This is a genomic window from Salipiger marinus, assembly GCF_035481585.1.
Classification (GTDB): domain Bacteria; phylum Pseudomonadota; class Alphaproteobacteria; order Rhodobacterales; family Rhodobacteraceae; genus Salipiger; species Salipiger marinus.
Genome location: NZ_JAYKSL010000015.1, coordinates 66,340 through 82,444 on the forward strand (window position 1 = coordinate 66,340; position 16,105 = coordinate 82,444).

The 16,105-nt window shown below is 68.3% G+C and carries 16 protein-coding genes and 1 tRNA gene; 10 read left to right on the forward strand and 7 right to left on the reverse strand.

The genetic code is table 11. The features are described from left to right. Window positions 1–86 precede the first annotated feature (86 nt). Window positions 87–989, reverse strand: a complete 903-nt coding sequence (locus tag VK682_RS18465) for a LysR family transcriptional regulator (protein ID WP_324782318.1) — start codon at window positions 987–989, stop codon at window positions 87–89. 98 nt (window positions 990–1,087) lie between these two features. On the opposite strand from VK682_RS18465, the gene VK682_RS18470 reads away from it, so the two are divergent. The 5 genes from VK682_RS18470 (at window position 1,088) to VK682_RS18490 (ending at window position 4,923) form a co-directional block, all read left to right on the forward strand. Beyond that, the gene (locus VK682_RS18470) at window positions 1,088–1,906 is read left to right on the forward strand and encodes an SDR family NAD(P)-dependent oxidoreductase (protein WP_230797255.1); all 819 of its coding nucleotides are present in this window, start codon (window positions 1,088–1,090) and stop codon (window positions 1,904–1,906) included. 170 nt (window positions 1,907–2,076) lie between these two features. After that, a complete protein-coding gene (gene pcaD, locus VK682_RS18475) occupies window positions 2,077–2,865 on the forward strand; it encodes a 3-oxoadipate enol-lactonase (protein WP_230797257.1) in 789 nt (262 codons plus the stop codon). Further along, the gene (locus tag VK682_RS18480) at window positions 2,865–3,593 is read left to right on the forward strand and encodes an alpha/beta fold hydrolase (RefSeq protein ID WP_230797258.1); all 729 of its coding nucleotides are present in this window, start codon (window positions 2,865–2,867) and stop codon (window positions 3,591–3,593) included. The genes pcaD and VK682_RS18480 overlap by 1 nt, the downstream gene beginning before the upstream one ends. Next, a complete protein-coding gene (locus tag VK682_RS18485) occupies window positions 3,590–4,414 on the forward strand; it encodes a lyase family protein (protein ID WP_230797259.1) in 825 nt (274 codons plus the stop codon). The genes VK682_RS18480 and VK682_RS18485 overlap by 4 nt, the downstream gene beginning before the upstream one ends. A gap of 218 nt (window positions 4,415–4,632) precedes the next feature. Continuing rightward, complete coding sequence (locus tag VK682_RS18490) at window positions 4,633–4,923, forward strand: ArsR/SmtB family transcription factor (protein ID WP_230797316.1); 291 nt, start codon at window positions 4,633–4,635, stop codon at window positions 4,921–4,923. Window positions 4,924–4,939: 16 nt separating this feature from the next. On the opposite strand, the gene VK682_RS18495 is transcribed toward VK682_RS18490, so the two are convergent. The 3 genes from VK682_RS18495 to VK682_RS18505 form a co-directional block, all read right to left on the reverse strand. Further along, on the reverse strand, window positions 4,940–6,820 hold the full coding sequence (locus tag VK682_RS18495) for an acyl-CoA synthetase (RefSeq protein ID WP_324782319.1): 1,881 nt from the start codon (window positions 6,818–6,820) through the stop codon (window positions 4,940–4,942). Between the two features lie 128 nt (window positions 6,821–6,948). Next, window positions 6,949–8,748, reverse strand: a complete 1,800-nt coding sequence (locus VK682_RS18500) for an ABC transporter transmembrane domain-containing protein (RefSeq protein WP_230797262.1) — start codon at window positions 8,746–8,748, stop codon at window positions 6,949–6,951. A 123-nt stretch (window positions 8,749–8,871) separates the two neighbouring features. Further along, a tRNA-Gly gene (locus VK682_RS18505) sits at window positions 8,872–8,945 on the reverse strand. Window positions 8,946–9,058: 113 nt separating this feature from the next. On the opposite strand from VK682_RS18505, the gene VK682_RS18510 reads away from it, so the two are divergent. Both VK682_RS18510 and VK682_RS18515 read left to right on the forward strand, forming a co-directional pair. Next, window positions 9,059–10,141, forward strand: coding sequence for a methylglyoxal synthase (locus VK682_RS18510; RefSeq protein WP_230797263.1), 1,083 nt, complete (start codon window positions 9,059–9,061; stop codon window positions 10,139–10,141). 58 nt (window positions 10,142–10,199) lie between these two features. Next, a complete protein-coding gene (locus tag VK682_RS18515; RefSeq protein WP_089848946.1) occupies window positions 10,200–10,601 on the forward strand; it encodes a DUF2177 family protein in 402 nt (133 codons plus the stop codon). Between the two features lie 25 nt (window positions 10,602–10,626). On the opposite strand, the gene VK682_RS18520 is transcribed toward VK682_RS18515, so the two are convergent. Genes VK682_RS18520 through VK682_RS18530 form a run of 3 tightly spaced genes read right to left on the reverse strand, consistent with a single transcriptional unit; the run spans window position 10,627 to window position 12,572 of the window. Beyond that, entirely contained in the window at window positions 10,627–11,370 is a 744-nt protein-coding gene (locus VK682_RS18520; RefSeq protein WP_230797265.1) for an SDR family NAD(P)-dependent oxidoreductase, read from the reverse strand. A gap of 9 nt (window positions 11,371–11,379) precedes the next feature. Beyond that, window positions 11,380–12,015: a ChrR family anti-sigma-E factor gene (locus VK682_RS18525; protein WP_089848942.1), complete on the reverse strand. Its 636-nt coding sequence runs from the start codon at window positions 12,013–12,015 to the stop codon at window positions 11,380–11,382. Beyond that, entirely contained in the window at window positions 12,012–12,572 is a 561-nt protein-coding gene (locus VK682_RS18530) for a sigma-70 family RNA polymerase sigma factor (RefSeq protein WP_230797266.1), read from the reverse strand. The genes VK682_RS18525 and VK682_RS18530 overlap by 4 nt, the downstream gene beginning before the upstream one ends. Before the next feature lie 246 nt (window positions 12,573–12,818). On the opposite strand from VK682_RS18530, the gene VK682_RS18535 reads away from it, so the two are divergent. From VK682_RS18535 to VK682_RS18545, 3 genes are read left to right on the forward strand one after another with little or no spacing between them, the layout of a single operon-like run. After that, the gene (locus VK682_RS18535) at window positions 12,819–14,105 is read left to right on the forward strand and encodes an NAD(P)/FAD-dependent oxidoreductase (RefSeq protein ID WP_324782320.1); all 1,287 of its coding nucleotides are present in this window, start codon (window positions 12,819–12,821) and stop codon (window positions 14,103–14,105) included. After that, window positions 14,102–14,890, forward strand: a complete 789-nt coding sequence (locus VK682_RS18540; RefSeq protein WP_324782321.1) for a DUF1365 domain-containing protein — start codon at window positions 14,102–14,104, stop codon at window positions 14,888–14,890. The genes VK682_RS18535 and VK682_RS18540 overlap by 4 nt, the downstream gene beginning before the upstream one ends. Then, the gene (locus tag VK682_RS18545) at window positions 14,890–16,047 is read left to right on the forward strand and encodes an SAM-dependent methyltransferase (protein WP_230797269.1); all 1,158 of its coding nucleotides are present in this window, start codon (window positions 14,890–14,892) and stop codon (window positions 16,045–16,047) included. The genes VK682_RS18540 and VK682_RS18545 overlap by 1 nt, the downstream gene beginning before the upstream one ends. Window positions 16,048–16,105 lie beyond the last annotated feature (58 nt).

Genomic DNA, 16,105 nt, shown 5'->3' on the forward strand with positions numbered 1-16,105 from the left:
CCTCAGGACGACATGACGCGCAAGGGCGGGCCTCGGCCCGCCCTTTTTGTGTCGACCGCTCAGCGGCGGACAGGGCAGCCTGCCCGTCAGCTCTCTCTATCCGCCCCCTGCCGAAGGCTTTCCAGAAACAGGCTAAAGGCGCGGGTGGGCTGGCGGCGGCTTGAATAGAACGCGTGATAGCCCGGAAACCGGGGGCACCAGTCGGCAAGGACTTCGACAAGACCGCCGTCCTTCAGCGCGGGCGCGGCGAGGTCTTCAAGCATGTAGGCCAACCCCAGCCCCGCACAGGCCGCCCCGACGAGCGTGTCACCGTCATTGACGATGACGGACGGCGCCACCTTCACCGTCTCCGCCCGCCCGTCCTTTTCGAACGACCACGGCGACAGGGTGCCACCGGCGTTTCTGAACCCGATGCAGCGATGCGCCGACAGCTCGCGCGGCCTGCGCGGCGGATCGCAGGTGTCGAGATACCGCGCCGCGCCCACCACGACAGCCCTCAGAGGTGGGCCCACGGGCACCGCGACCATGTCCATCTCCAGATCCTCGCGCAGCCGTATCCCGATGTCGAACCGCTCGGCCACGATGTCGACATGCCGGTTCTCCACGCTCAGTTCGCCGTCAATCTCGGGATGGGCCGCGATCAGCCGCGCAAAGGCCGGCCAGACGAGCGTATCCGCGGCATGTTTTCCGCAGGTCACCCGCAGGCGCCCGCCCGGCTGCTCGCGCAGCCGCCCAAGCTCCTCCATCTCCGCATCCAGCTCTGCAATCACCGGGGCGAGCGTGTCCAGCAGCCGCTCCCCCGCTGCGGTCGGGGCAAGGCTGCGCGTCGAACGTGACAGCAGCCTGAGACCCAGCTCGCCCTCAAGGCGCTTCACGGTCTGGCTGACGGCGGACTGGGTCACCCCAAGGCTGCGCGCCGCCGCAGTGAAGCTGCCCAGTTCGGCAACCCGGTTGAAGATGACGAGATCCGAAAACTTACGGGGTTCCATTCAGTAACCCTACTACTTGGTCCGACAATTTTGCGGGCACTAATCGCACACTTCACAAACATGCTAATCAAGGGCCCACCAGACAAGAGGATCTGAGAATGACAGACAAAGTATGGTTCATCACCGGGGCTGGCGGTGGGTTGGGGCATCTGATCGCCCGCGATGCCTTGCGGGCTGGCGCCAAGGTCGTGGCCACCAGTCGAGGTGTCGAGGGGCTTGCCGAACGCCTCTCCGCGCCAGAGGGCCGCCTGCTCGTGCTGCCGCTTGACGTGACCGATGCCGGGGCGGCTTTGGCTGCGCATGACGCCGCCATCAAGACGTTTGGCCGGATCGATGTTCTGGTCAACAATGCCGGTCGCGCGCAGCTTGGATGGTTCGAGACGATCCCCGATGACGACATGCGCCAGCAGTTCGAGGTCAACCTTTTCGGGGCGATGACCGTGGCGCGTGCGGTGCTGCCGACGATGCGCCGCCAGCGCTCGGGGCTTGTGGTCACCATCTCGTCGGTGAACGGTCTCGTTTCGAACCCCGGTGGATCGGTATATTCCTCGTCCAAATTCGCGCTTGAAGGCTGGATGGAGGGGCTCGCCGAAGAGATCGCTCCGCTGGGCATCCGCTCTCTTGTTGTGAACCCCGGGATGATGCGCACGAATTTCCTTGATCCGTCGCGCGCGCGGCAGGGAAATGTCGAGATTGCCGATTATGCCGAGGCGGTGGCCGGGTTCCGGGCCTTCATCACACAGGCGAACGGCGCGCAGCAGAACGATCCCGAAGCGCTTTCCGCCCTGATCGTCGCCGAAGCGTCGTCTGCCGAACCCGCGCGACGGCTCCTGTTCGGGCGCGATGCGCATGACTGGGCCCGCGCCAAATGCCAGCAGCTTGCCGCGGAAATCGACGCCTCGCGCGCACGGGCCTGAACGGGCGCAACGCCGTCCTGGCCCGCTGAGCCGACATCCGGGGCGCACGGCTTCCGAGGATGCCTTCGGCGGCGACGGTTTGACAGAGCGTCATCGCCCGACCCGATCCCGCCCTTTTCTCTGCCCTGCAGCGCCGTTACCATGGCCGCGACAGTCAGGGAGCCTGCCGCATGCACATGGCCGATCTGGGCGACATCCGCCTGCACTACCGTCTTGACGGGCCGGAGGATGGCGCGCCCTTGGTGCTGATCCACGCGCTGGGGACCGACCTGCGCCTGTGGGACGCGCTGATCCCGCTGCTGCCGCAGGGGCTGCGCGTGCTGCGCTATGACCTGCGCGGGCACGGCCTTTCCGACATTCCGCCGGGCCCCTATGCCATGGGCGCGCTGGTGCGCGATGCCGAACGGCTGATGGACTTCTGCGGGATGCGAGACGCGATGGTGCTGGGCGTGTCGCTGGGCGGACAGGTCACGCAGGGGCTGGCGGTAAAGCGGCACGATCTGGTGCGCGCCGCGATCCTGTCGAACACCGCCGCCCGCATCGCCACCCGGCAGATCTGGGAAGACCGCATCGCGCAGATCGAGGCGCAGGGCATGGCGGCGCTGGCCGATGCGGTGCTGGAGCGCTGGTTCCCCCGCGCCTTCCTCGCCACGCCCGACCTGCAGCGCTGGCGCAACATGCTGCTGCGCACCCCGCCCGAGGGCTATGCCGCCTGCTGCGCGGCGATCGCGGGCACGGATTTTTACACCCCCACCGCCGGGCTGCGTCTGCCGGTGCTGGGCCTTGCGGGCAGCGAGGATGGATCCACCCCGCCCGATCTGGTGCGCGAAACCGTGGATCTGATCCCCGGGTCCCGCTTCGCGCTGATCCGGGGCGCGGGGCACCTGCCCTGCGTGGACCAGCCGCAGGCCTATGCCGACCATGTCACCGCGTTCCTGCACGCGCAGGGGCATCTGTGATGGCGCGCATCCTGCTGATCCATGGCGCAGCCCACGGGGCGTGGTGCTGGCGCGACGTGATCCCGGCACTGGCAGAGCGGGGCCATCAGGCCTGGGCCATCGATCTGCCCTCGCACGGGCAGGACACCACCCCCGCCGCCGAGGTGACGCTGCAGAGCTATGTGCAGGCCATTCAGGCCGCGCTGGACGAGCCTGCCGTGATCGTCGCGCATTCCATGGGGGGCGTGCCTGCCACGCAGGTGGCCGAACTGGCGCCTGACCTGGTGCAGCGGCTGATCTATCTCTGCGCCTATCTGCCCGAAGATGGCGACAGCGTGGCCAGCCTGCGCCGCGCTGGCCCCAGCCAGCCGCTGCTGCCCGCGATCCTGCGCGACCCCGGTGGCGTGACCTTCCGCTTCGATCCGGCGCTCGCGCGCGAGAAATTCTATCACGACTGCCCGCCCACGCTGGTGGACCGGGCCCTGCGGCACCTGACCCCGCAGCCGATCCGCCCGCAGGAAGATGGCGTAAGCCTTGCCGGCATCGCCGAAACCGTGCCGCGCAGCTATATCGTCTGCGCGCAGGATGCGGCGATCCCGCCCGACTATCAGCGCGCCATGGCCTCGGTCCTGCCGCGCGACGAGGTGGTGGAGATGACCTGCTCCCACTCGCCCTTCCTGTCTGATCCCGACGGGCTTGCCGCCGTGATCGACCGCCTTGTGACCGCCGATGGAAAGACCGCCCCATGACCGCCAGCCCCTTTGACAGCGCCCATCTGCACCGGCTTTTTGCGCCCGGCGACATGGCGCGGCTGTTCAGCGACAGCGCCGACATCCGCGCGCAGATGATCGTGCTGGGTGCGCTGGCACGGGTGCAGGGCGAGGCAGGCGTGATCCCCGACCTGTCGGGCCGCGCCATCCACCGCGCCAGTCTGGAACTGCAGATCGACCCGTCGGGCCTTGCCGCACGCGTCGCGGCAGAGGGCGCCACCGCCCCGGCACTGGCACAGGCCTTCCGCGACCTGATGCAGGCCCCCGACCATGCGCGTTACGTGATGACCGGCGCAGCGCCCGCCCATGTGCAGGACAGCGCGCTGATGCTGCGGCTGCGGCAGGTGCTGGCGCAGATGGAGGCGGCGCTGGACGCGCTTCTGGGCCGTGACCTGCCCGCTGGCGCGCGCGCCGCACTGCAGGCGCAGAAGGACGGCCTGCCCGCCCTGCGCGACGGCGCCCTGTGGGTGTCGCTGCCCGATGCGGCGCTGCGCCCGGCGCTGGCCGCGGCGCTGGGGCTGCGCGATCCGGGCTGCGACTGGACCGCCGACCGGAGCCCGCTGCGCCGCGTCGCGGGCTGGGCCGCCACGCTGGCCGGGGCGCTCTGCCCGCTGGCCCGGCCCGACGACCCGGTGCGCGCTGCTGCGCTGCAGGCCCTTGCCGCGCAGGCCGCTGCGCTGCTGCCGCTGCTGGACGCGCCCGATGCCGCCATGGCGCAGCCCGCCGAATGGCTGGCGCTGCCGCAGATCCTGCTCTGCGCCGGGGCGGCGCTTGGCCATGCCGATGCCTTGGCGGCGTGAGGCTTGCGCCCGGCGCGCGGCTCTGCGATAGCGCCTCTGCCCGAAATCAGGGCATGGCCCCTGCCGGTGGCCCCGGAGCCGCGACGCGGTCCGGGGGCAGGCTCGCCTTCCGCCGCAGACCGCCTATATAAAGTGCTGAGCTTGCAGACCGCCCATGGCGCACAGAGGCCCAAGACGTGACCGACCAGACGACGATCTCTCCGCCCCCCGCTGAAGACATGGCCGAAAACGCCCGCAGCGCGGCGGCCTTTCTCAAGACGCTGGCCCATGAGGGGCGGCTGATGATCCTGTGTCATCTGGGCTCTGGCGAGAAATCCGTGGGCGAGCTGGAAAGCCTGCTGGGGATCCGGCAGGCGGCGGTCAGCCAGATGCTGGCCCGTCTGCGCGAGGAAGGTCTGGTGCAGACCCGCCGCGACGGCAAGACCATCCATTACAGTCTGGCCAGCGATGACACGGGCCGGGTGATCGCCCTGCTTTACGAGATGTTCTGCGCCCCCAGACAGGGCTGACACCGCCCGGGCAGGATCACTCCGCCCAGTCCCAGGCTTGGGCAAAATCCCCCAGACAGCGCGCCACCGCGTCGCGGTCCGCGCCATGGGCCGCAACCCGCGCCACCAGCCCGCGCTTGCGGTCATCACTCACGGAAACAACCCGCGCGGGCAGGCCTGCCGACTCCAGCGCGGCGTTGCAGACGCGGGTGATCGCCTGCTTGCGCAAGTCCGGCTTGAACACCTTGCCCACGGCGGTCTTGGGGAGTTCGGGCAGGATGGTCAGATGTTTGGGATAGGCGGCGCGTTCATGGATATGCACGCGGGCATGGGCCATCAGCTCGGCCTCGGTCACCGAGGCACCGGCCACCAGTTCGACAAAGGCGCAGGGCAGTTCGCCTGCATGGGCGTCGGGCTGGCCGATGGCCCCGGCAAAGGCCACGGCGGGATGCGCCAGCAGCGCCTGTTCGATCTCGGCGGGGTCGATGTTGTGCCCGCCCCGGATGATCAGATCCTTGGCCCGCCCGGTGATCCACAGATAGCCGTCGGTATCCAGCCGCCCCAGATCGCCGGTGCGCAGATAAAGCCCCTCGTGGAACAGGTCGTGATTCTTGTCGAGTTCGGTATAGGTCGACCCGGCATAGACGCCGGGACCGGCCACGCAGATCTCGCCCACCTCATCGGGCGGGCATTCGCGCGGGCCGTCAGGGGTCTGGGCCACGATCCGGACATGGGTATAGGGAAAGGGAATGCCGACCGAGCCCACCTTTTTCGGCCCGTCCGGCGGGTTGACCGCCACAAGACAGGTCGCCTCGGTCAGGCCGTAGCCTTCGCAGATGGTCAGCCCGCAGGCCGCCTCGAACCGCCGGAACAGTTCCAGCGGCATGGGGGCCGATCCGGAAAAGGCGAATTTCACCGAGGAGATGTCGGCATCCACCCGGCGCTGCATCAGGGCCGAGACCGCCGTGGGCACGGTGATGACAAAGGTGACCTTCCAGCGCGCGCAGAGCTTCCAGAAATTGTCGAACACGCCCTCGCCGCGATAGCCTGCGGGCGTGGGCAGGATCACATGCGCGCCAGAGGACAGCGCCGACATCACGATCACATGCGCGGCAAAGACATGGAACAGCGGCAGCGGGCACAGGATGACATCGTCTTCCCGGAAGAGCAGCCGCGCCCCCAGCCAGCCGTTATAGAGCATCCCGGAACACAGATGCTGCGCCACCTTGGGCATGCCGGTGGTGCCGCCGGTGTGGAAATAGGCCGCGACCCGGTCCTGCGGCACATCCTCGAAGGCGAGCCGCGTGGGCTGCCGCGCCAGCAGCCTGCGGAAACAGCGCAGATCGGCGTGATGGGTGGCGGGCAGCTTCGGACGCAGGAACGGCACGATCCAGCGTTTCGGCGGGGACAGGTAGCGCGCCAGATCCACCTCCAGCACGGTGCCCACCTGCGGCGCGTGGCGGCAGGCCTCGGCCACCTTCTGCGCCACGTCGCTGCGCGGAAAGGATTTCAGCGTCACCACCACCTTGGCGCGGCAGTCGCGCAGGATGGCCGCGATCTGCTCTGGCTCCAGCAGCGGATTGACCGGCAGGACAATCCCCGCGACGGCGCCGCCCAGCAGGGTCAGCAGCGCCTCGGTGCAGTTGGGCAGCACCATGGCCACCACATCGCCCTGCCCCACGCCCAGACTGCGGAACAGGTTCGCCGCCTGCGTCACCTGCGCGTGCAGCTCTGCCCATGTCAGTGTCTCCGCCTTGTCCTGCGGCCCGGACTGCAGCTGGAAGCTGACGGCGGGACGGTCGGGAAAGGCCGCCGCCGTGCGCGCAAGACGCCCCAGCAGCGTGGCGGGCACGTCGCGCGCCTGCCATGGCATTTCCGCCTCGATGGCATCGCGGTCGGCCACGGATGCGTAGCTCATGGGCCTGTCTCCTCCTTGACCCGCGGGTGGGTCTCCCCCGCGGATCAGTCTGGAAAGGTTGTGGCCTTGGTGCAAGATCTTCGGACGCGGCGGCACAGAAACCTTGCTGCGGGCGCGGGCGCCCCGGCCTATTCCGCCGCCAGCCCGTCGGTGAACTGCAGCCGCGCCAGCCGGGCGTAAAGCCCGCCTTCGGCCACCAGCGCATCATGGCTGCCTTCGGCCACGATGCGGCCATGCTCCATCACCACGATGCGGTCGGCCTTTTTCACCGTGGCCAGCCGGTGCGCCACGATGATCGTGGTGCGCCCTTCGGCCAGCACGTCCACCGCCCTTTGCACCGCGCGTTCGCTCTCCGCATCCAGCGCCGAGGTCGCCTCGTCCAGCAGCAGCACCGGCGCGTCGCGCAGGATGGCGCGGGCGATGGCCACGCGCTGTTTCTGCCCGCCCGACAGCATCACGCCGCGTTCGCCCAGCCATGTGTCATAGCCTTCGGGCAGCGCGGTCAGGAAATCATGCGCGGCGGCGGCGCGGGCGGCGGCCTCGATTTCCGCATCCGAGGCATCGGGGCGGCCAAAGCGGATGTTGTCGCGGGCGGAGGCGGCAAAGATCACCGGATCCTGCGGCACCAGCGCGATATGGCGGCGGAAGGCATCGCGCGCCATCTCCGACACCGGCACCCCGTCCAGCAGCACCTGCCCGCCATCAGGGTCATAGAACCGCTGGATCAGCTGCACGATGGTGGTCTTGCCCGCGCCCGAAGGCCCGACCAGCGCCACCGTCTCGCCGGGGCGGATGGTCAGCGCCACACCGTCCAGCGCCTTGACGCCGGGCCGGGCGGGATAGGTGAAATCCACATGGTCAAAGGTGATCTCGCCGCGCACCGGGCTGGGCAGCGCCCGGGGCTGCGCGGGATCCTGCACGGTATCCTCGGTGTGCAGCAGTTCCACCAGCCGTTCGGTGGCCCCCGCCGCGCGCTGCAATTCGCCAAAGATTTCCGACAGCGCGGCCACGGCGCCCGCCACCATCACCGAATAGATCACGAACTGCACCAGCGCGCCCGCGCTCATCACCCCGGCGCGCACGTCCCACGCGCCCATCCACAGCACGCCGACAATGCCGGTGAACACCAGAAAGATGACGATGGCGGTCATCAGCGCGCGGGTCCAGATCCGCCGCCGCGCCGCATCGAAGCTCTTTTCGGTCACATCCGCAAAGGCCCGGCGCGAGATCACCTCGTGGGTGAAGCTCTGCACGGTCTGCACCGCCGCCAGCGCCTCGGCGGCATTGCCGGAAGAGGCGGCGATCCAGTCCTGATTTTCGCGGCTGAGCTTGCGCAGGCGCCGCCCCAGCGTCAGGATCGGCACCACCACCACCGGCACCAGCAGCAGCACCATGCCGGTGAGCTTGGCCGAGGTGAACAGCATCAGGGTCAGCCCGCCCGCAAAGATCAGCACGTTGCGCAGCGCGATCGACACCGACGATCCGATGACCGACAGGATCAGCGTGGTGTCGGTGGTGATCCGGCTCAGCACCTCGCCGGTCATGATCTTTTCGTAGAAGGAGGGCGACAGGCTCATGACCCGGTCGAACACCGCCATGCGGATGTCGGCCACCACCCGTTCGCCCAGCCGCGTGACAAAGGCGTAGCGCAGCGCCGTGCCCAGCGCCAGAAGCGCCGCGATGCCCAGCGCCGCCATGAAATAGCGGTCAAGCAGCGCGCCGTCTTCGACGTTGAAATTGTCGACCACGCGGCGCACCGCCAGCGGCAGGGTCAGGGACACCGTGGCCGTGGCGATCAGGGCAAGGATGGAGGCGACCATCAACCCGCGATAGGGCGCCATGAAGGGCCAGAGCGCCCCGAGCGAGCCAAGCTTGCGCGACTTGGCGCGATCGTCCTGCACGATGGCAGCGGGATTTCCGTGGGCCATTCCCCCTCCTTTGTCTGCACGGCAGGGTATCCCCGTGCAGGCTCTGCGCGTCAAGCCGAACCATGCCGGGGCACGGCGCGGCAAAAAAGCTGCGACATACGGTCCGGAGGCGGCGGGAGAGGATGGAGCGGGTAGACGGAATCGAACCGACATAGCCTGCTTGGAAGGCAGGGGCTTTACCATTAAGCTATACCCGCGCGGTGGCCCAGTTCCTAAGTCATGGCCTCGGGCGGGTCAAGCGGGTTGTTGACGCGCCGCCCCCTGCCCCTGACAACGGGACATGACCCAGCCCTTGCCCGGAGATGCTGCCATGGCGTTCGATTTCATCCTGATGCTGACCGCAGACGACCGCACCATCCCCGATGCCCGCGCCCGTCTGGCCGAGGCATTGGAAGGCGGGGTGCGCCATATCGGGTTCAAGGATGTGGGCCTGCCCTTCGCCGACCTGAAAGGTCTGGCCGAAGACATCCGCGCAGCGGGAGGCCGGTCCTATCTGGAGGTGGTGAGCCTTGATGCCGAAAGCGAACTGGCCTCTGCCCGCGCGGCGGTGGATCTGGATGTGGACTGCCTGCTGGGCGGCACCCGCGCCGAAGAGGTGACGCGGCTGACCCGGCAGCATCCGCTGCGCTACTATCCGTTTCCGGGCCGCATCACCGGCCATCCCAGCGTGCTGGAGGGCCCCGCCGCCGCGATCGTGGAGTCTGCCCGCCGCCTGACCGATCTGGAGCATGTGCACGGGCTTGACCTGCTGGCCTATCGCTTCGCGGGGGACGTGCCGGGGCTGATGGCGCAGGTCTGTGCGGCGGTGGAGGCGCCGGTGATCATGGCGGGCAGCATCGACAGCGAGGCGCGGGTGCTGGAGGCGGCGCGCGCCGGGGCCGAAGGCTTTACCGTGGGCACCGCAGCGCTTGCGGGCGCCTTCCCCGCCGAGGCCGAAGGCTTTGCCGCGCAGGTCCGCGCCATCCTTGCCATCACCACCCGCGCCCGCGCCGTGGCCACGGCGCCGCGCCGCATCGCGCTGGCCGCGCATGACACCCGCAAGGCGCAGCTTCGGGCTTGGGTCACCCGCCATGCCCGCGCGCTGGCCGGGCACCGGCTGATCTGCACCGGCGGCACCGGGCGCATGATCGACGAGGCGGTGCCCGGCCTGACCCTGCGCCGCCTGCAGCGCGGATCACGCGGCGGCGACCAGCAGCTTGGCGCGCTGATCGCCACGGGCGAACTGGACGCGGTGATCTTTTTCGCCGACCCCACCCTGCCCCATGGCGGCGATGTGGATCTGCAGGCACTGACCCGGCTTGCCATGCTGCATGACACCCCCGTGGCGCTCAGCCCGGCGGCGGCGGATCTGGTGGCGGGCGGGCTTTTTGGCGCGGCACCGCCTTTCGGGTGATCCAGCGCGCGGGGTGGCGCGTAGACCAAAGAAGCACCCCAAGCAAAGCGAGGCCCCGATGCAGATCCCTCTCCTTTATGGCGTGACCGCCGCCATCTTCCTTGGGCTGGACATGCTGGGCATCCGGTTCATCGTGCGCCCGGTCTTCGACCGGCATGTGGGTCACCTGCTGGCGGAACCGCTGCGGCTGGGACCGGCGGCGGGCTTCTATCTCGCCTATGTGGCGGGGCTTTTGTATTTCGTCTCGGTCGATGCGCTGCGCGATGCGGCCCCGCTGCAGGCCCTGCTGGGCGGCGCGCTGCTGGGGCTGATGTGCTACGGCACCTACGAGATGACCAATTACGCCACGCTGGCCGACTGGTCGGTGGAGCAGATCGTGGTCGACGGCCTGTGGGGCGCGTTCCTGACCGGCTTTTCCGCTTGGGCGGGCGTCGCGATCCTGACCGGCAAGCTGGCCTGATCCGGCACCCTGTCGCCTGCGCAGATCAGCGCAGGCGCGAGGTCAGGCGGAAGGCCAGCCCATAGGGCAGCAGGCGCAAGAGCTTCAGCAGCGTGGTGAAGCGCTTCGGAAAATGAATCTCGAAACTGCGGCCCGCCAGCCCCTTGGAAATGGCGCGCGCCGCATCTTCGGGTTCCATCATCGCGGGCATGTTGAAATCGTTCTGATCGGTCAGCCGGGTCCGCACGAAGCCCGGAGAGATCAGCCGCACATCCACATCGGGCGCAAGTTCGATGCGCAGGGTCTCGGCAAGGTTGATGATCGCGGCCTTGGTCGCGGAATAGGCCTGTCCCTTGGGCAGCCCGAAATACCCCGCGACCGAGCCGAACAGCGCCAGCTGTCCGCCCTGCCGCAGCAGCTTCGGCGCCAGCCGCGCCACCAGCAGCGTGCCAAACACATTGACCCGCACCAGCGCTTCGGCCTTCTGCAGATCCATCTCGGAGACCGGCGTGGGATCATAAAGCGCTGCAGTGCAGATCACTGCATCGAGCTTTGGCCCTTCGGACAGCTGCGCCACGGCCTGTTCCACCGTCTCGCGCTGCAGCAGATCCAGCGGCAGCACCAGGGCGCCGCCGATTTCCTGCGCCAGCGCCTGCAGCGCATCGCCATCGCGCGCGGACAGGATCAGCTGCGCCCCCTGCCCTGCCAGTTCGCGCGCCAGAGCGGCGCCGATGCCCGCGCTGGCGCCGATGATCCAGATCCGGCGGCTGGCATGGGGGGCGGAGGTCATGGCGTATCCTTAAATGCGGAACAAAGGCTGCAGCAGACGCGGCAGGAAGGCGGTGAACCGCAGCGGCGCGTCGGTGGCGGCCAGACAGATGCAGGGCGCCCCGGGGCAGGCGACGGGCTGGTGGTCAAGGTCATCCTCGGCCAGTTCCACGTCTCCGACCCCAAAGCGACCCTCGCTGTCGGAAAACGCGCCCTGCAGCACCAGCGTCAGTTCCAGCCCGTTATGGCCGTGCTCGGGCACGGCGCGGCCCGGCGGAATGTACAGCAGCCGCAGCGAACCGTCCTCGTCCGCCGACAGCACCTGCTGGCGGATGCCGCCGCCCAGCATGCGCCAGCGCGGCGGCTGGCCGTCCAGCGCCTGCATCACCGGCGCGGGAAAGATGCCCGAACGGCGTGGTGCGGGCGGGGGTGGCGGCGCGCTGTCAAGCGCGGCCAGCAGCCGGTCGCGCGCGCCGTCCTGCAGCGCGGCGGGCGCCAGCCGGTCAAGCAGGGCACCGCCCACCATCTCTTCGGCCTCGGCCTGAGCGCGGCAGGCATCGCACATCGACAGATGCGCTGCGACGACCACCGCAAAGTGATGCGGCAGCTGTCCCGCCGCATGGGCACGGATCAGATGATCCGGGATATGATGACTGATGGCACTCATTCTGGCTTCAGGTCTTTCAACTCATGCCTCAGGCGTTCCAACCCAAGACGTATACGGGACTTGATGGTTCCAAGCGGCAGGCCGGTGGTGCGGCTGATCTCGCTGTGCGGCATGTCTTCCATGTAGGCCTTCTGGATGGCCTGCACCTGTTCGGGGGCAAGCCGGTCCAGCGCCGCGCGCAGATGCCGCGCCTCCTGCGCCAGCGCGAGGATCTGCGGCGCGTCCGGCTCGTTTCCGGGCGGCTCCTCCAGCTCCTCCAGCACCACCGCCGGGCGGCGGCGCACAAGGTCGATCTGGCGGTTCCGCGCGATCCGGTAGATCCACGCGGAGGCTTCGGCGCGGTGCGGATCGAACTGCGCGGCCTTGTGCCAGACCGCCAGCATCACATCCTGCACCACATCCTCGGCGCTGCCGTCGCGCAGCCCGCCGCGCAGCAGCATAGCCTTCAGCCGCGGGCCAAAATGATCAAAAAGCCGCGCAAATGCTGCGCGGTCGCGCCGATCCCGCACCGCGATCAGCCATTGCGTGGGCTCGGTGAATCCGTCAGGCGTTGTCACCGTGCCTCCTTTTCTCGCCAGTGTCCGGGTGCGAGTTTCACCCGCCCGCTGTCCGACATGCAAGTCGGCAGCGCTGTGCCCCACGGGGGCGTGATCGGTGAGTGTTGCATCCAGAGACATGCAGGGTTTACGGCATTCCGATGCCAAAGGATCACTCGTGCGGGGATTTTTTTCGGCCTTGGCTGATCCGTGGCGACAAACCTCACGTATTTAAGACTAATTCCCGTATCCACACGGAGGTGACGCGTGGCATTCGATCTTTCTCTTGGCTCTCCGCAGCGTGTGGCGGTGATCGGCGGCGGCATTTCCGGCATGGCCTGCGCATGGCTGCTGGCGGCCCGTCACAAGGTCACGCTTTACGAGGCCGCGCCAAGGCTGGGGGGCCATGCCCGCACCGTGGTGGCAGGGCGCGCCGGGGATCAGCCCGTCGATACCGGCTTCATCGTCTTCAACTATGCCAACTATCCGCATCTGACCGCGCTCTTCCGCGATCTCGACGTGCCGGTGGAACGCAGCGACATGAGCTTTGGCGTCTCGCTGGACAGCGGGCGGCTGGAATATGCCCTGCGGTCGGGCGATGCGGTGTTCGGACAGCGAAGAAACCTGCTGAATCCGACCTTTCACGGCATGATCCGGGACATCCTGCGCTTCAACGCGCGGGCCGAGGCGGTGGCCGAAGGCCGCCCGGAGCTGACCATCACCGATCTGGTGCGCGAGCTGCGGCTGGGTCAGGCCTTCCGCGACAGTTATCTTTTTCCGATCTGCGGCGCGATCTGGTCCACCCCCACCGGCAAGATCGGCGATTTCCCCGCCGAGACGCTGATGCGCTTTCTGCGCAACCACGCGCTGCTGTCGCCCAAGGGCCAGCATCAGTGGTGGACGGTGTCGGGGGGCAGCGTGTCCTATGTCTCGCGGCTGGAACAGGCGCTTGGCGCGCGCGGCGTGCAGATCCGCAGCGGCACCCCGGTGCGCAGCGTCAGCAGGGACGACACGCAGATCACCCTGAAGGCGGATCACGATACCCCGCGCGAATTCGATCAGGTGGTGCTGGCCTGCCATGCCGATGTGGCGCTCGACATGCTGGCGGATGCCAGCCCCGAGGAACAGGCGGCCCTTGGCGCGGTGCGGTTCCAGCCCAACCGCGCCGTGCTGCACCGCGATCCGCGCGCCATGCCGCAGCGCCGCCGCTGCTGGAGCTCGTGGGTCTTTCGCACCGAACGCAACCCGCAGCCCGGCGCCTCTGTGGGGGTGACCTACTGGATGAACAAGCTGCAGAACATTCCCGAAAGCGATCCGATGTTCGTGACCCTCAACCCGCAGGGCATCATTCACGAGTCGGCCATCTATGACGAGACGGTGTTCCGGCATCCCGTCTTTGACCCGGCGGCGCTGGCCGCGCAGAGGACCATCGCGCAGATGCAGGGCATCAACCGCACATGGTTTGCCGGGGCATGGCTGCGCAACGGCTTTCACGAGGACGGCTTTGCCAGCGCGGTGCGCATCGCCCGCCACATGCTGCCGGAGCGGGTGTGACCGCGGCCACCCTGCCCCTTGCCGCGCGGCTGGAACAGGGCGCGGTGCTGCGGCTGCCCGCGCAGGTCACCCATGCCCGGCGCGGCGCCATCCGCCATGCCTTCGGCTATGCGGTGGAGTTCCTGCTGATGGATCCCGATCATGCGCGCAGCCAGCCGCTGTTTTCGCGCAACGGCTTCAACCTTGCCTCGCTGCGCGACCGCGATCATGGCGGGCCGCGCGGCAAGGGGCGCGGCGTGGTCTGGGCGCGCGAGATCTTTGCGCAGGCCGGGCTCGACTGCACCGGTCTGACCGTGGCGCTGCTGGCGCAGCCGCGCTTTCTGGGCTTCTGGTTCAACCCCGTCAGCTTCTGGCTGGCGCTGGACGGGCCGCATCTGCGCGCGGTGATCGCCGAGGTCAACAACACCTTCGGCGACCGCCACAGCTACCTGTGCCATCTGCCCGGATTTGTCCCGATCACGCCACAGGATGACCTGACCGCGACCAAGGTGTTTCACGTGTCACCTTTTCAGGACATCTCCGGCACCTATCATTTCCGTTTTACGCTTGGGGACAGACGCATCGCCATCCGCATCATCCAGATCGACGGCACCGAAGGGCTGATCGCCGCCATGTCCGGCCCGGTCCTGCCGCTGCGCACGCGCGATCTGGCAGCCTCGCTGGTCCGGCGCCCCGGCGGGGCGCTGCGGGTTGTGGCGCTGATCTACTGGAATGCCCTTCGACTGAAACTGAAGGGCGCGGCTTACCGAAAACGGCCCGCGCCCCCCGATCACGAGGTCAGCTGATGAAACTGCCGATTACAGGCCTGATGAAACGCCGCTTTCTGGCCACGCTGGAACAGGCCACCGAGGGTCGGCTGACGCTGACCACCCCCGAAGGCACCGTGCACCATTTCGGCACCGACGGCCCCGAGGCCGATGTGCAGATCACCGACTGGGCCGTGCTGCCCGCCATGCTGGCGCGGGGCGAGGTCGGCTTTGGCGAAACCTTTGTCGCGGGGATGTGGCACACTTCCTCGCTGGAACGGCTGGTGGCCTATACGCTGGCCAATCTGGATGCGCTGGATCATTACGCCACGCCCGGGATCTTTGCCCGGCTGCGGTTCCGGATCGTGGACCGGATCCTGCGCAGCAATTCGCTGCGCGGCGCCTCGCGCAACATCCGCGCGCATTACGACGTGGGCAACGAATTCTACCAGCTGTGGCTTGACCCCAGCATGACCTATTCTTCGGCGCTGTTCGCCGGAGACGAGGATCTGCCCGCAGCACAGGCGCGCAAATACGACCGCATCCTGAACCGCCTGCCCGAGGGCGAGCGCATTCTAGAGATTGGCTGCGGCTGGGGCGGCTTTGCCGAACGCGCCGCCGAGGCGGGGCGCCATGTCACCGGCATCACCCTGTCGCCCAGCCAGAAAGGCTATGCCGATGCGCGGCTGGACGGGCGCGCCGACATCCGCCTGCAGGATTACCGCGCCGTGCAGGGCCGGTTCGACAACATCGTGTCCATCGAGATGATCGAGGCGGTGGGCGAACGCTACTGGCCGGTCTATTTCGCCACGCTGAAAGAGCGTCTGGCCGAGGGCGGGCGGGCCATGGTGCAGGCCATCACCGTTCCGGACGCGGAATTTTCGCTCTATCGCCAGCGCACCGATTTCATCCGGCACTACACCTTTCCGGGCGGCATGCTGCCCTGCGACGCGATGATCGCGCGCGAGGCGTCCAAGGCCGGGCTGGTGGTGCGCGAGAATTTCGCCTTTGGCCAGCATTACGCCCGCACCTGCCGGATCTGGGCCGAGGCCCTGCAGGCGCAGCGCGCCCGCATCCGCAAGCTGGGCTATGGCGAACCCTTCCTGCGCAGCTGGCAGTTCTATGTCGAAAGCTGTGCCGCCACCTTTGCCACCGGGCGCACCGATGTGGTGCAGGTCGAACTGGCCCACGCCTGACCGGGCGCGCCGTCCCGGAGGATGCGGCAGGGCCCCGGCCCTGCCGCATCGCCCAAAT

Bases quoted from the DNA above. Each gene is read 5' to 3' on its own strand.
- VK682_RS18465 (WP_324782318.1), bottom strand. From the start codon at position 989: ATGGAACCCCGTAAGTTTTCGGATCTCGTCATCTTCAACCGGGTTGCC.
- VK682_RS18470 (WP_230797255.1), top strand. From the start codon at position 1,088: ATGACAGACAAAGTATGGTTCATCACCGGGGCTGGCGGTGGGTTGGGG.
- pcaD (WP_230797257.1), top strand. From the start codon at position 2,077: ATGCACATGGCCGATCTGGGCGACATCCGCCTGCACTACCGTCTTGAC.
- VK682_RS18480 (WP_230797258.1), top strand. From the start codon at position 2,865: ATGGCGCGCATCCTGCTGATCCATGGCGCAGCCCACGGGGCGTGGTGC.
- VK682_RS18485 (WP_230797259.1), top strand. From the start codon at position 3,590: ATGACCGCCAGCCCCTTTGACAGCGCCCATCTGCACCGGCTTTTTGCG.
- VK682_RS18490 (WP_230797316.1), top strand. From the start codon at position 4,633: ATGGCCGAAAACGCCCGCAGCGCGGCGGCCTTTCTCAAGACGCTGGCC.
- VK682_RS18495 (WP_324782319.1), bottom strand. From the start codon at position 6,820: ATGAGCTACGCATCCGTGGCCGACCGCGATGCCATCGAGGCGGAAATG.
- VK682_RS18500 (WP_230797262.1), bottom strand. From the start codon at position 8,748: ATGGCCCACGGAAATCCCGCTGCCATCGTGCAGGACGATCGCGCCAAG.
- VK682_RS18510 (WP_230797263.1), top strand. From the start codon at position 9,059: ATGGCGTTCGATTTCATCCTGATGCTGACCGCAGACGACCGCACCATC.
- VK682_RS18515 (WP_089848946.1), top strand. From the start codon at position 10,200: ATGCAGATCCCTCTCCTTTATGGCGTGACCGCCGCCATCTTCCTTGGG.
- VK682_RS18520 (WP_230797265.1), bottom strand. From the start codon at position 11,370: ATGACCTCCGCCCCCCATGCCAGCCGCCGGATCTGGATCATCGGCGCC.
- VK682_RS18525 (WP_089848942.1), bottom strand. From the start codon at position 12,015: ATGAGTGCCATCAGTCATCATATCCCGGATCATCTGATCCGTGCCCAT.
- VK682_RS18545 (WP_230797269.1), top strand. From the start codon at position 14,890: ATGAAACTGCCGATTACAGGCCTGATGAAACGCCGCTTTCTGGCCACG.